The 13,485-nt window shown below is 65.4% G+C and carries 10 protein-coding genes; 7 read left to right on the top strand and 3 right to left on the bottom strand.

Annotated elements, in window-relative coordinates; translation table 11 throughout:
* Window positions 1-1,004: 1,004 nt before the first annotated feature.
* On the top strand, window positions 1,005-1,787 hold the full coding sequence (locus H4W26_RS13200; protein ID WP_192592653.1) for an alpha/beta fold hydrolase: 783 nt from the start codon (window positions 1,005-1,007) through the stop codon (window positions 1,785-1,787).
* Window positions 1,788-1,795: 8 nt separating this feature from the next.
* Here the strand turns inward: H4W26_RS13200 and H4W26_RS13195 are convergent, their stop codons facing one another.
* Both H4W26_RS13195 and H4W26_RS13190 read right to left on the bottom strand, forming a co-directional pair.
* Complete coding sequence (locus tag H4W26_RS13195; RefSeq protein ID WP_192592652.1) at window positions 1,796-2,041, bottom strand: PspC domain-containing protein; 246 nt, start codon at window positions 2,039-2,041, stop codon at window positions 1,796-1,798.
* Between the two features lie 168 nt (window positions 2,042-2,209).
* A complete protein-coding gene (locus tag H4W26_RS13190) occupies window positions 2,210-2,863 on the bottom strand; it encodes an SDR family NAD(P)-dependent oxidoreductase (RefSeq protein ID WP_192592651.1) in 654 nt (217 codons plus the stop codon).
* 294 nt (window positions 2,864-3,157) lie between these two features.
* Here H4W26_RS13190 and H4W26_RS13185 point away from each other — a divergent pair, with 294 nt between their 5' ends.
* The 3 genes from H4W26_RS13185 to H4W26_RS13175 all read left to right on the top strand — a co-directional run bounded on the left by H4W26_RS13185 (window position 3,158) and on the right by H4W26_RS13175 (window position 6,821).
* On the top strand, window positions 3,158-3,988 hold the full coding sequence (locus tag H4W26_RS13185; protein WP_225940030.1) for a UbiA family prenyltransferase: 831 nt from the start codon (window positions 3,158-3,160) through the stop codon (window positions 3,986-3,988).
* Window positions 3,985-5,424 carry a phytoene desaturase family protein gene (locus H4W26_RS13180; RefSeq protein WP_192592649.1) on the top strand — a complete coding sequence of 480 codons (1,440 nt, stop codon included), beginning with the start codon at window positions 3,985-3,987 and terminating at the stop codon, window positions 5,422-5,424. The genes H4W26_RS13185 and H4W26_RS13180 overlap by 4 nt, the downstream gene beginning before the upstream one ends.
* Before the next feature lie 152 nt (window positions 5,425-5,576).
* Window positions 5,577-6,821, top strand: coding sequence for a saccharopine dehydrogenase family protein (locus H4W26_RS13175; protein ID WP_192592648.1), 1,245 nt, complete (start codon window positions 5,577-5,579; stop codon window positions 6,819-6,821).
* A 32-nt stretch (window positions 6,822-6,853) separates the two neighbouring features.
* On the opposite strand, the gene ychF is transcribed toward H4W26_RS13175, so the two are convergent.
* On the bottom strand, window positions 6,854-7,939 hold the full coding sequence (ychF, locus tag H4W26_RS13170; protein ID WP_192592647.1) for a redox-regulated ATPase YchF: 1,086 nt from the start codon (window positions 7,937-7,939) through the stop codon (window positions 6,854-6,856).
* Between the two features lie 285 nt (window positions 7,940-8,224).
* On the opposite strand from ychF, the gene betT reads away from it, so the two are divergent.
* From betT to H4W26_RS13155, 3 genes are read left to right on the top strand one after another with little or no spacing between them, the layout of a single operon-like run.
* The gene (gene betT / locus H4W26_RS13165; protein ID WP_192592646.1) at window positions 8,225-10,366 is read left to right on the top strand and encodes a choline BCCT transporter BetT; all 2,142 of its coding nucleotides are present in this window, start codon (window positions 8,225-8,227) and stop codon (window positions 10,364-10,366) included.
* Window positions 10,367-10,375: 9 nt separating this feature from the next.
* On the top strand, window positions 10,376-11,869 hold the full coding sequence (locus H4W26_RS13160; RefSeq protein ID WP_192592645.1) for an aldehyde dehydrogenase family protein: 1,494 nt from the start codon (window positions 10,376-10,378) through the stop codon (window positions 11,867-11,869).
* A gap of 9 nt (window positions 11,870-11,878) precedes the next feature.
* Window positions 11,879-13,435: a GMC family oxidoreductase gene (locus tag H4W26_RS13155; RefSeq protein WP_192592644.1), complete on the top strand. Its 1,557-nt coding sequence runs from the start codon at window positions 11,879-11,881 to the stop codon at window positions 13,433-13,435.
* Window positions 13,436-13,485: the final 50 nt, after the last annotated feature.

Below are 13,485 nucleotides of genomic sequence, written 5' to 3'. Positions count from 1 at the left end.
CCGAGGCAACATCAAGGCGTCCACTTGGTCACGGACTCAGTCGGTGAGCACTTCCGTCATTCGCTGAAGGGCCAAACGGTGCGCATCGAAGGTCCGGCGCCCCGCCGGTGTGAGGCTGGGGGTTGTCGTAAGCCGCATGTCCTTGCGCTTGCTCGAGGTGGACTTCCTGGACATAACCCAACTCCACCAGGTTACGGATGGTCTTTGAGACGTTCGCTTCGGAGATCCCCGAAGCGTCTTTCAGCACGGAGAACTCTGCCCCATCGAGCGGCCGGAGGATCCCGCAGATGCGGAGACGGTTAGGCGCATGGATCGACTCATCGAAGCCGCTATCAGCGACCATGTCGCAACTCTCGATCGTAAACACGGTCGTACTGCCACGACCCGAACCACATCACGCTGAATCTAGCCGCCGCCGTGGCGCCTATCCATTCAGGGCGCCCGTTTGCGGCGAGGACACCGGAGGCTCCCAGGAGCAGTAGAACGATGATGCCAAGGATCACCACGAAGCCGAGGCTCCGCGGCCCGGAGGGACGGCTTATGGTCACCCCGGTCTTCCTCTGGTTTTAAGCGTCGCAGTCGCGAGACGCAGGACCCCGAACACGATCACCGTCGACTGGTAAGAGGGGTCACTCACTGCAGGAGTGGCGATGAAGAGTGCGATCGCCGCGATCGCCGCAGCGGGTTGCGCGGCGTGCCGTCGCGTTCTCCCGTTGCAGTGAGACGTGAACGGGGTGCGGCTCAAGACTGCCCGTAAGCCGGTTGCTCACCGGTCACTCCCCCACCCCAAAACCACTCCATATAGATACTGGGCTTAGCGTGCACGTATACCCCGCCCGGTTAAAAGCCCGGTGAAGGCCCCTTATCTGCAACACTGATGGCCATGACTGGGCTGAAGATCGGATACGCCCGGGTTTCGAACACCGGCCAAACCTCACCGCCCAACGGGAAAGACCCATCAACCTGGGACGGTTCGGCGCCAAGCCCCTCCGTACACTGATCCGATGAGCCTGAATTATGTGCGGAGAGGCGAGGGGAGCCCCCTTCTGCTGGTGCACGGCCTCGGGGCGGGTCTGCGCTCCTGGGATCCGATCATCGACGACTTGGCCGCGCAACGGGAGGTAATCGCGGTCGACCTGCCTGGATTCGGACAGACGACCGGGCTGCCGGGCAAAGTCTCGATCGCCACGCTCGCCGATGCGGTCGCACAGTTCATCGATGAGCAGGGCCTGGACGGCGTTGCCACTGCCGGGCAGTCGATGGGCGGGCGGATCGTGCTTGAGCTCGCCAGACGCGGGATCGGTGGGCACACCGTGGCGCTGGACCCTGGGGGCTTCTGGAGTGACCGCGAGCTGGCGGTCTTCAGCCGTACCCTTCGGCCCTCAATTGCCCTGGTCCGTGCTTTGCGAGGCGCCCTGCCGACACTGTTGAGCAATCGCGTCAGTCGGACCGCGCTGCTCGCCCAGTTCTCGGCCCACCCGTGGTCTCTGACGCAGCAGACTGTGCTGCCCGACCTGCTCGGGTTAGCCGATAGTCCAGCGACGGATGCGGCGATGGACGCACTCACGAAAGGGCCCAAGCAGCAGGGCGCTCCGCTCGGGAAGGTCCCCGGTCGCGTCACCATCGGCTGGGGAAGCCGCGACCTCGTCACCGTTCCACGGCAAGCTCATCGGGCTGTTGCTGCGTTCCCCGATGCGACCCTGCACTGGTTCCCCCGGTGCGGACACTTCCCGCAATGGGACGCCCCAAAGGAAGCGGTGGAGCTCATCCTGGCAGGTACCGACTAACCGACGCTCTAGCGTCGGCCTTCTAAGGCACGCTCCAACGGGATGCGACCGTCCTGCCAGGGCGTCAGAACCCACACCAACAGATATGCTCCGACGCCCAGCACCGGAAGCAAGAAAGACAAGAGGATCACCAAGCGGACCAACCACACGTTGAATCCGAACTTCGCTGCGATGCTTCCCCCGATGCCCGCGAGGACGCGTCCAGGTCCACGACGGAAACCGATGCTACGGATGGATTTGAAGAGTATTTCCATACCTTCCATAGTACGCGCGTCCCACCCTGTCACCCTTGTGCCACAGTCATCGGTCGGCACTGCACCCCGTCGCAGTCCAGCCGAATCTCTAGAGGATTGGCTCACGCCAGGCCCGCTCTCGCGAACCCTGCCGTTCTGAGACACGCTGAGCAGCATCGCCTCCGCTGCCTAGAAGGCGGTGCTGGGCAGGTCCTTCTCGCCATCGACGATCGCGGTGACGATCCGCGCTGCCACCTGGTCTGGATACAGCGCTGCTCCGAATTTCGGCGCTGACCCGGCGATCGGGTGCTCGGACAGCGAGGTGCCGGTGTGGCCAGGGCGCGCATCCACGAGTCGGATGCCCACGCGACGGTACTCGCGTGCCGCTGCGACGACGAAGGCCGCGAGCCCAGCTTTTGACGCCGAATATGCTGCCAGTCCGGCGACCGGCGTCTCTGCGACGACTCCGCTGAGTGTCACCACGAAGGGCTCCCGGCCGTCCTGCGCGGAGGCAACGAGGTAGGACTGGCTCTGGGTGATCAGCTGGATCGCGCTGGTCGTGTTCACGGCAAACAGTTCCTCTACCGTGGCGGGTTCAACCTCGGAGGCTGCACCGAAGGCGACGACCCCGGAGGCCACCACCAGACCGTCGAGACGTCCGTGCTCCGCCGTCGTGGCCTCCAGAACCTCTTGAATCACCGAGGGTTCACGCAGATCGTGACCACCAGATTTCGAGGACCGGGCAACGAGGGCGCCGTTGCTCTCCAACTGATCGGCGATCCGGGAGCCGAGCCCGCCGGTCGCGCCGACCACCAGAACAACCGCACCCTGAAGATTTGTCATGGGTGAACCTTAGATCACGGGCGGCGACCAGCGCTGAAGAAGTCGGTTGGCTGGGCTTGCACAGCGGCACGCGCTGGTCAGGCTGGTGCTTGTTCTGAGTTAACAGTCCAGGTCAAGGTCGGTACCTGACGTAGCATCTTGACCATGGGCCCCTCCCCCGCCAGCGACTGGACACCACAGAGCCGGCGCAACGGCGAGAACAGGCATCCAGCTCATCCAGGCACCACTGGTGTACCAGGCAGAAGGGGCTCCACCGTCGAATCTCATTCGAGACCCCAATCTGTTGTCCAACGAATGGTCCATATCTCACGGCCGGTGCTGTGGATCAACACCGTCGGACCCGCCGTCCTGGGAATGTGGCTGGCCGGTCACTTGTGGCATTGGGATGCACTGGCGCTGCTCTTGTGGCTGACGCTGCCATTCAACCTGCTCATCTACGGCGTCAATGACATCTTCGATCAGGAGACCGACGCGCTCAATCCGCGGAAGGGGTCTCTCGAAGGCGCCCGGATCCGCGCTGCCGAGGTTCGCTCGATATGGATCGCAGTTCTTGCGACCAATCTTCCGTTCCTGGCGTACTTCGTGTGGGCGCTCCCCGGTGACGCGCTGCTGTGGATCGGGCTCTACCTGGTCGTGTTCATCTTCTATTCAGCGCCACCGCTGCGGTTCAAGGCGCGTCCCTATCTGGATTCGCTCAGCAACGCCGCCTACGCCCTGCCGATCGTCTTTGTTCCGCTCGCCCTAGGATCCAGCCCTGTCTGGGCCGCTGCTGTGGCGCTCATGGCGTGGAGCGTGGCTAAACACACCTTTGACGCGGTCCAAGACATCGAGGAAGACCAGTCGGCCGGAATCGCGACCACGGCCGTGCGCCTCGGTGTTCGCCGCGCGGCGCTCTGGAGCGGACTCTGGTGGACATTGGCCACGATCGGATTCGCCATGGTCAATGTTCCCGTCGCGCTTGCCAACGCGCTGATCAGCGGCTGGCTGCTCTACACGTTGTTCCGCTCCCCGCTCAGCAGCACCGCCCACGGTCTGTACCGCTACTCGATCGCCTTTCCCTATGTCGCCGGCGCTGTGGCCGGCATCCAACTCGTGGCGGCGCTGCTGCTGGGGTGGTACCCATGAGCCGGGTCGTGGTGGTCGGCGGCGGAGTGGCAGGCTTGACGGCCGCAGTGCTCTCGGCCTGGGCAGGACACGCTGTCACACTTGTGGAAGCCGACTCGACGCTGGGTGGCAAGAGCCGCCGTATCGACGTCGGTGGTCAAGTGATGGACACAGGCCCCTCACTGTTCACATTTCCAGCCGTGTGGCAGGAACTGCTGCGCCGGCTGGATGACTCCAGTCAGAGTCCGTCCTTAGCGGCCGAAAAGACAGCAGACCTGAATCTGGAGCAGCTTCCGGAAGTAGGCCGGTACTACTTCCGCGGGGAAGTCTGCTCACTGCCGGTACCACCGGGCCACCCCTGGCACCCTGCGTGGGAGCGTTTCGCCGCGCTTCACGGACCGATCGGGCCGGATGTGACCCGGCTTCTGACCACCGCCCCGATGTCCCGCGACGCACTCCCCTCCCTGGCTCGTCTGGGAAAGCTGTACGGCAACCGGCTCACTACCCGCAGTTATCTCGACAGTCTCACCTGGCTGCCCGACGGCCTGCGCGAAGTGATCGCCATCCACACACTCAACGCTGGAGTGGGGCCCTCACGCACCCCGGCGCTGTACGCCAGCATGCCGGCGATTATGGCCCAAGACGGAGTGTGGGTGCCGCGAGGAGGTGTCCACGAACTGGTGCGGGCGCTGGAGCGGCTGGCGCGAGCGGCAGGGGTCAATATTCGCACCGATGAGCCCGTCCTCAGCCTGGAGCGCGGACGAGTCAGCACTGCCCAGAGGGTCTACCGCGCGGACGCCGTGGTCAGCGGCCTCGACGCTGACAGGCTCGAAGGACTGCTCCCTGGGCGCACCCCTCCACCACCGCGGAAGCTTTCCTGCTCGGCGGTCGCCGTGTACGCCTCGCTCAAGCGTCCCTTTCCGGCAGATATGTCACGGCACAGCGTCGTTCTGCCCGAGGATCCGACCGCGCTCTACGAAAGTCTCGAGGCTCAACGGGAGCCGACCCAGACGATGGCGTTTCTCAACTACTACCCAGCAGCTGAATCGGGCACCAACACCGCCGACACCCTCGCAGTGCTGCTGACAGCGCCCTCGAATGGACGGCGCTACGGTCTCGACAGTCCTTTCGTGGACCGAGAACTTCGCCGCGTGTGGGACACCGCGGGGCTGCCCGGAAGCTTCGACACATCTGTCGATGAGCACACCATCCTAGATCCGGACTATTTCAGTCGATCAGGCGCTTCCGGAGGTGCCCTCTACGGAGCTGTCCGCCCCTTGGTGATGAGCGGGCCGCTGCACCGTCCAGCTCGGCACAGCCTGAAGCGGCCATGGCTCTGGCGTGTAGGTGCCTCGGTCCATCCAGGCGGCGGACTGCCAGCAGTGATGGGCGGGGCCATGATGACGATGGACGGACTGCTTCGCGCACTGCCGACCGGGCATGGCGACCGCGGCTGACACGGGCAAGAACTACACGTTGAATCTGAACTCCACCACGTTGCGTCGGTTTTTTTGGGGGGGGGGGGGGGGGGGGACGGGGCCGCTTCAGCGATAGGAGAGGAATGCACTCGCCGGTGCCTGTCCGGCCTCTGCTGTGGAAGACTGCCGACATGGAGGCTCCAACGCGCGACCACGACCTCGTCCTCTTTGGTGCGACCGGCTTTGTCGGGGAACTCATCGCTGGATACGTTGCGCACCACGCTCCACCGGACCTGCGAGTGGGACTCGCGGGGAGGTCGAGGGCAAAGCTCGAAACCGTACGGTCCAGACTGCCCGTCGCCGCTCAGGACTGGGCCATCATCGAGGCCGATACGCAGCGCCCTGATTCGCTCGCGGCCATGGCCGCGGGCACCAGAGTTCTCTTCACCACGGTGGGTCCCTACGCGAAATATGGGCTGTCGGTTGTCGAGGCGTGTGCACGGGCCGGCACCCACTATGGGGACCTGACGGGCGAGGTGTCCTTCGTCCGTGAAGCTATCGACCGTTGGGATGCCCTTGCGAGGACTACAGGTGCACGGATCGTCCATGCGTGCGGCTACGACTCCGTCCCGTCGGACCTCGCGGTGCTCCTCCTGCACCGGGCCGCGCAGGCTGATGGCGCGGGCGGACTGACCAGGGTGCAGCTCGTTGCCAGGGCAAAGGGCGGCGTCAGCGGCGGCACCATCGAGTCCATGCGTGGGCAGCTCGACGGCATCCGGACGGACCCGGTGCTGCGATCGCTTGCGGGCGATCCCTACTCGCTCAGTCCAGACAGGACGGCGGAGCCCACGACCCGGCAGCCGCCGGATCTGGGCTGGGTCGGCCGTTCGGATGACGGCCCGTGGGCCGCGCCCTTCATCATGGCATCGGCGAATACGCGGATCGTACGTCGCAGCAATGCCCTGCAGGGTTGGGCCTACGGCAGGTCCCTGCGGTACGGCGAAGTGATGGGCATGGGGCGAGGGCCTGTCGGCGCCGTCACCGCCGGGGCGACGGCGCTTGGCCTGCGGCTCTTCGGAGCCGCACTGGCTCTACCACCCACGAGGAAAGTACTGGACCGTGTCCTTCCATCGCCCGGTGCGGGCCCGAGCGAGGCCGCGCGGCGCTCAGGCTGGTTCCATTCCGAGGTGACTGCTTCCACGGAGAGCGGCCAGCGCTATCGTGCCATCGCAGCCGGGCCTGGCGATCCGGGATACGCCGCCACCGCCGTGATGGCCGGGGAGACAGCGATTTCACTTGCCCTCGACGGCGACCCTCTGCCGCCCGCCACAGGATCGCTGACCCCGGCGACCGCCCTCGGCAACATTCTGGTGGATCGGCTGCGCGAGGCGGGCCATACCTATGAAGTCACGTCCCTCGCCCGACGCCGAAAGTGAGGCACTGGTCGTGCTGTGGTCAGGGGCACGTACTAGACGTTAAACCGGAACTCCACCACGTCGCCGTCCTTCATGACGTATTCCTTGCCTTCAATCCGGACCTTGCCGGCGGACTTGGCATCGGCCATGGAGCCCGCGGACACCAGGTCGTCGAAGGAGACGATCTCGGCCTTGATGAAGCCGCGCTGGAAGTCGGTGTGGATCACGCCGGCTGCCTCGGGCGCCGTCGCACCCTGGTTGACGGTCCAGGCGCGGGTCTCTTTGGGACCTGCCGTGAGGTAGGTCTGCAGCCCGAGCGTGGAGAAGCCGACGCGGGCCAGCTGGTCCATGCCGGACTCCTCCTGACCGTTGAGCTCGAGCATCTCGCGGGCCTCCTCCTCGGAGAGCTCCACCAGATCAGCCTCGAGCTTGGCGTCGAGGAACACGGCGTCGGCCGGGGCGACCAGCTCGGCGAGCTCGGCCTGCTTCTCGGGGGAGTTCAGCACACCCTCATCGGCGTTGAACACGTAGATGAAGGGCTTCGCGGTGAGCAGGTTCAGCTGCCCAAGGTGCTCCATGTCCAGCTTGTCCTTGGTGATGGAGCTGAAGATCGTGTCGCCGCGCTCCAGCGTCTTCTGGGCGTTGAGGTAGGCGTCCAGCGTGGCCTGCTCGGCCTTGCGTCCCTTGACCTGCTTCTCGAGCTTGGGGATCGCGTTCTCCATGGTCTGGAGATCGGCCAGGATCAGCTCCGTGTTGATGGTCTCCATGTCCGAGGTGGGATCCACCTTGCCGTCCACGTGGATGACGTTCTCGTCCTCGAACACGCGGACCACCTGGGCGATCGCATGGGCCTCACGGATGGTGGCGAGGAACTGGTTGCCCAGGCCCTCACCCTCGGAGGCGCCCTTGACGATGCCGGCGATGTCCACGAAGGAGACGGTGGCGGGCAGGATCTTCTGCGAACCGAAGATCTTCGCCAGCGCGTCCAGGCGCTCATCGGGCAGGTTCACGATGCCCACGTTCGGCTCGATCGTGGCGAACGGATAGTTCGCCGCCAGGATCGACTGACGAGTCAGCGCATTAAAGAGGGTCGACTTGCCCACATTGGGTAGTCCCACGATTCCGATAGTCAAAGCCACGGTCACCTAACCTACCGCGCGGACCCGCTCAACCGCGACTTTCCGGGCCTGCGCAAGGGCTGTACCGGACACTCCTGCCCTTTCCGTGTCCGAATCCCCCACATACACTGAGGATCAGCTCACGATCTGAGCCGATTCTCATCCGTTCTACGAGATTCGGCTCACATTCCCCAGCCACTTGTGTCATGGACACTGCGAACGCATGTCTAAGATGCCTGAGGTTCATCACCGAATTAACACCGATACACAAGCGAACTGACACAGCACTGGAAGGAATATAACTTCATGGCATCGGCCACGCATGACGTCTCGAATGACGTCCCGAGCGAGGCCCAGGGGAACGGCTCCGGCGGGACCCCTGCGCGCTCAAAGGTCAATCTGCCGGTCTTCATCGGCTCCGCGGCGATCATCATCGCCTTCACCCTGTGGGCCTGGCTTGCACCAGACACGGCCTACACCACTTTGGAATCAGTCTTCCTCTGGATCGGCGCCAACCTGGGTTGGTATTACATCCTCACCGCCGGCATCGTGGTGGTCTTCGTCCTGATCGTGGCCTTCTCCCGCGTGGGCCGCACCAAGATGGGACCGGATCACTCCACGCCGAAGTACAACCTCTTCACCTGGACGGCGATGCTCTTCGCCGCCGGCATCGGCGTGGACCTGATGTTCTTCGCCATCTCCGGACCCGCCACAAACCTCACCACCGCTCCGGGCAATGAAGCCGGGTCGGCCGAGGCCACCGAGATGGCGGTCCTGTGGACGCTGTTCCACTACGGCATCCCCGGCTGGGCCATGTATGCCCTGATGGGCATGGCCTTCGGCCTCTTCGCCTACCGCTATCACCTGCCGCTGAGCATCCGCAGCGCGCTCTACCCGATCATCGGCAAGCGCGCCCAGGGCGCCACCGGCGACGGCATCGAGATCGCCGCCGTCATCGGCACAATCTTCGGCATCGCCACCAGCCTCGGCATCGGCGTGGTCTTCCTGAACTACGGTCTGGAATGGCTCTTCGGCATCCCGCAGGGCACCGGCGCGCAGGCTGGCCTGATCGCCCTCGCCGTGGTCGTGACCATCTTCTCCGCCGTCTCCGGCGTGGACAAGGGCATCCGCCGGCTCGCCGAGCTCAACGTCATCTTCGCCGTGATCCTGCTGCTCTACGTGCTGATCGCCGGCGAGACCACCTACCTGCTCAACGGGCTGGTGAAGAACGTCGGCGACTTCTTCGCATTCTTCCCCTCGATGCTGTTCGACACCTTCGCCTACAACCCGCCTGAGGGTCAGTGGCTGGAATGGTGGACGCTGTTCTTCTGGGCCTGGTGGATCGCCTGGGCACCCTTCGTCGGACTCTTCCTCGCTCGCATCTCCCGCGGCCGAACGCTGCGCCAGTTCGTCACCGGCACGCTGATCATCCCGTTCGGCTTCATTCTGCTGTGGATCTCGATCTTCGGCAACGGTGCCATCTGGCAGTTCCTGCAGGGCAACACCGACTTCATCAACGCCGCCGTGGAGAACCCCGAGTCCAGCTACTACCTGCTGCTCGAGCAGTACCCCGGTGCCACCTTCACCATCGGCCTCTCGGTCATCACCGGTCTGCTCTTCTACATCACCTCCGCCGACTCCGGTGCGCTGGTGATGGCGAACTTCACCTCAAAGTCGCTCAGTGCCTCCGACGACGGCGCCCCGTGGCTGCGCGTCTTCTGGGCGCTGGCCACCGGCGCCCTCACCCTGGCGGTCCTCATGCTCGATGGGGTCTACACCCTGCAGATGGCCACGGTGATCATCGGGCTGCCGTTCTCGGTGGTGATGTATCTGCTCATGGTCGGCGTCTGGCGAGCCTTGCGCATGGAGCGGTACAACCGCGACTCGCGGGAGGCCACCCTGCCGTGGATGGTCTCCGAGCGCACCCGTGAACCGGGCGAGCGCGGAAACCTCAGCTGGCGCCGTCGTCTGGCCCGCGGGATGCATTTCCCCTCGGCCAAGCAGGCCACCGAGTTCGTGGAGACCGTGGCCGCCCCGGCCGTGGAGGATGTCGCCTCGGAACTGCGCGAGCAGGGAGCCGATGTCAGCTGTCAGCGCGGAGTGGTTCCCGACACCGATATCCCGCACATTGATCTGCACGTCTACTTCGGCGAACAGACCGAGTTCAAATATCAGGTCTATCCGGTGGCGTACTCGGTGCCCAGCTTCGCGCGCAGCATGCGCCCGACCGAGGAGACCTACTACCGTGTGGAGACGTTCTCGGCCACAGGCTCCGGAGGACACGACCTCATGGGCTACACCCGGGAACAGGTCATCGCCGATGTCCTGGACTCCTATGAGCGTCACCTCACGTTCCTCACCATGAGCGAAGAGGGTGGCCAGTCAGCCTCCCTGCACACCGACAGCAACATCCCGGATGACTGGGATCACGACCGCACGCACGGATAAGGAGCACGAATGAGCACAGCAGAGCAGGTCTCCACGCTGTTCATCGACGGACAGTGGGTTTCAGCCCAGTCCGGCGAGACGCGCACGATCTATTGCCCAGCCGACGGCTCCGAAGTCGATGTGGTCTCCGAGGCCGGTGAGGCGGACACCATTGCCGCCATCGCCGCCGCCCGCAAGGCCTTCGACTCCCATGTCTGGGCCGACACCCCTGCCGCCGAGCGCGGCGCCTTCGTGACCGCGGTGGCCGACGCCATCGAGGCCCGCAAGGACGAGTTCGCCCGCGCCGAGGCGCTGGACACCGGCAAGCGGTTCGTCGAGGCGCAGATCGACATGGACGACATCATCGCCTGCTACCGGCACTTCGGGAAGCTGGCCGACGCCGAGTCCGGTCGCCTGATCGACGCCGGGGACCCCACGGTCCTCTCCCGCGTGGTCTACGAGCCGGTCGGCGTCGTCGGGATGATCACCCCGTGGAACTATCCGCTGCTGCAGGCGGCCTGGAAGATGGCACCTGCCCTGGCGGCAGGCAACAGCTTCATCCTCAAGCCGGCTGAGCTGACCCCGCACACCGGGATGCTGATCATGGACGTCTATGACTCGCTGGGCCTCCCCGCGGGCGTGGCGAACCTGATCACCGGTGCCGGCGCCACGGCAGGCGCCCCGCTGTCCTCCCACCCCGATGTGGACATGGTCTCCTTCACCGGAGGCGTGGTCACCGGGCGCAAGATCGCCGCCACCGCGGCAGAGACGGTGAAGAAGGTCGCACTGGAGCTCGGCGGCAAGAACCCCAACGTAGTCTTCGCCGACGCCGACTTCGACGCCGCCGTGGACAACGCGCTCAACGCCGGGTTCGTCGACTCCGGGCTGGTCTGCTCCGCAGGCACCCGGCTGATCATCGAGGAGTCCATCAAGGAGAAGTTCGTCACCGAGCTGGTCCGCCGCGCGGAGCACATCCGCATGGGCGGACCCTTCGAGGAGTCCGCCGAGACCGGTCCGCTGATCTCGGCCGAGCACCGCCAGAAGGTGTACGACTACACCCAGCGCGGCATCGAGGAGGGCGCGACCCTGCGCACCGGACACCACTTCGGCGGCGAGGAGCACCGCAACGGGTACTTCTACGCGCCCACCGTGCTCGACGACGTCAAGCGCGGCATGTCAGTGGTCGTCGAGGAGGGCTTCGGCCCGGTCATCACGGTGGAGACCTTCACCACCGAGGCGGAGGCCATCGAGACGGCCAATGACACGATCTACGGCCTGGCCGGAGCTGTCTGGACCTCCAACCGAGGAACCGCTCACCGGGTCTCCTCCCGGCTGCGCCACGGCACCATCTGGATCAACGACTACCACCCCTACGTGCCGCAGGCCGAGTGGGGCGGCTTCAAGCAGTCCGGCGTCGGACGCGAGCTGGGCCATATGGGACTGGACGAGTACCGCGAGTCCAAGCACATCTACGAGAACACGGAGCCCGCCGTGACCGGCTGGTTCAGCATGCCGGAGAAATAAGGAGACCCCGTGGAGAACACCAGTTTCGACTACGTCGTCATCGGCGGCGGCTCAGGCGGCGCCGCAGTCGCCGCCCGCCTGTCCGAGGACCCCAATGTGACCGTGGCTCTGCTCGAGGCAGGCCCGACCGACGCCGACAAGCCAGAGGTCCTGCAGCTCAACCGCTGGATGGAGCTGTTGGAGTCCGGCTACGACTGGGACTACCTCATCGAGCCCCAGGAGAACGGCAACTCCTTCATGCGCCAGGCCCGCGCCAAGGTGCTCGGCGGCTGCTCCTCCCACAACTCCTGCATCGCCTTCTGGGCGCTGCGCGAGGACATGGACGAGTGGGAGGCCCAGGGAGCCGTCGGGTGGAACGCCGAGACCACCTATCCGCTGTTCCAGCGGCTGGAGACCAACGACGCCCCGGGTGAGCACCACGGCCGCAGCGGCCCGGTGAACCTCATGACCATCCCGCCGCGGGACCCCTGCGGCGTGGCGCTGCTCGATGCCTGCGAGCAGCAGGGCATCCCCCGGGTGCAGTTCAACACCGGAGAGACCGTGCTCAAGGGCGCCAACTTCTTCCAGGTCAACCGCCGGGAGGACGGCACCCGCTCCTCCTCCTCGGTGTCCTACCTGCACCCGATCCTGGAGCGGCAGAACCTGAGCATCCTCACCGACACCTGGGTGCGCGAGATCATCTTCGAGGGTGACCGCGCCGTCGCGGTGGACGGGGTGAACAACGCCTTCGGTCGGTCCCAGCGGATCAGCGCGAACAAAGAGATCGTGCTCTCCGCCGGAGCCATCGACTCGCCGAAGCTGCTCATGCTCTCCGGGATCGGACCGGCGGAGCACCTGGCGGAGTTCGGCATCGAGGCCCGCGTGGACTCCCCCGGCGTGGGCGAGCACCTGCAGGACCACCCGGAGGCGGTCATCGCCTGGGACGCCAAGCAGCCCATGGTGGAGGACTCCTACCAGTGGTGGGAGATCGGGATCTTCTCGGCCACCCGCGAGGGACTGGACCGTCCGGACCTGATGATGCACTACGGGTCGGTGCCCTTCGACATGCACACGCTGCGTCAGGGCTACCCGACCTCGGAGAACACCTTCTGCCTGACCCCCAACGTCACCCACGCGAAGTCCCGCGGCACCGTGCGGCTTCGCTCCAAGGACTACCGGGACAAGCCGAAGGTCGATCCGCGGTACTTCACCGACCCGGAGGGTCATGACATGCGCGTGGCGGTGGAGGGCATCAAGCTTGCTCGCGAGATCGCCGCGCAGCCTGCCATGGCCGAATGGGCCGGCGAGGAGCTCTTCCCCGGCAAGGACACGCAGTCCGACGAGGAGCTCGCGGACTATGTCACCCGCACGCACAACACGGTCTACCACCCGGCCGGCTCTGTGCGGATGGGCGCCGATGACGATGCGATGTCACCGGTGGACTCCCAGCTGCGGGTCAAGGGCGTCAAGGGTCTGCGCGTGGCCGACGCCTCGGTGATGCCGGAGCTGACCACGGTCAACCCGAACATCACCACCATGATGATCGGTGAGCGCTGCGCGGACCTGATCAAGGCGGACCACGCCTAGGTCTCGACGCCGCGCGCCGCTTAACCACCGAGTGGGCGATCTTCGTGAGT

This window comes from Nesterenkonia halotolerans (genome assembly GCF_014874065.1).
Lineage (GTDB): Bacteria > Actinomycetota > Actinomycetes > Actinomycetales > Micrococcaceae > Nesterenkonia > Nesterenkonia halotolerans.
Note: the sequence above shows the minus strand (reverse complement) of the source record. Positions and strands in the feature narration are given on the sequence as shown.

Coding starts and splice junctions, on each gene's coding strand:
- H4W26_RS13200 (WP_192592653.1), top strand. CDS start 1,005: ATGAGCCTGAATTATGTGCGGAGAGGCGAGGGGAGCCCCCTTCTGCTG.
- H4W26_RS13195 (WP_192592652.1), bottom strand. CDS start 2,041: ATGGAAATACTCTTCAAATCCATCCGTAGCATCGGTTTCCGTCGTGGA.
- H4W26_RS13190 (WP_192592651.1), bottom strand. CDS start 2,863: ATGACAAATCTTCAGGGTGCGGTTGTTCTGGTGGTCGGCGCGACCGGC.
- H4W26_RS13185 (WP_225940030.1), top strand. CDS start 3,158: ATGGTCCATATCTCACGGCCGGTGCTGTGGATCAACACCGTCGGACCC.
- H4W26_RS13180 (WP_192592649.1), top strand. CDS start 3,985: ATGAGCCGGGTCGTGGTGGTCGGCGGCGGAGTGGCAGGCTTGACGGCC.
- H4W26_RS13175 (WP_192592648.1), top strand. CDS start 5,577: ATGGAGGCTCCAACGCGCGACCACGACCTCGTCCTCTTTGGTGCGACC.
- betT (WP_192592646.1), top strand. CDS start 8,225: ATGGCATCGGCCACGCATGACGTCTCGAATGACGTCCCGAGCGAGGCC.
- H4W26_RS13160 (WP_192592645.1), top strand. CDS start 10,376: ATGAGCACAGCAGAGCAGGTCTCCACGCTGTTCATCGACGGACAGTGG.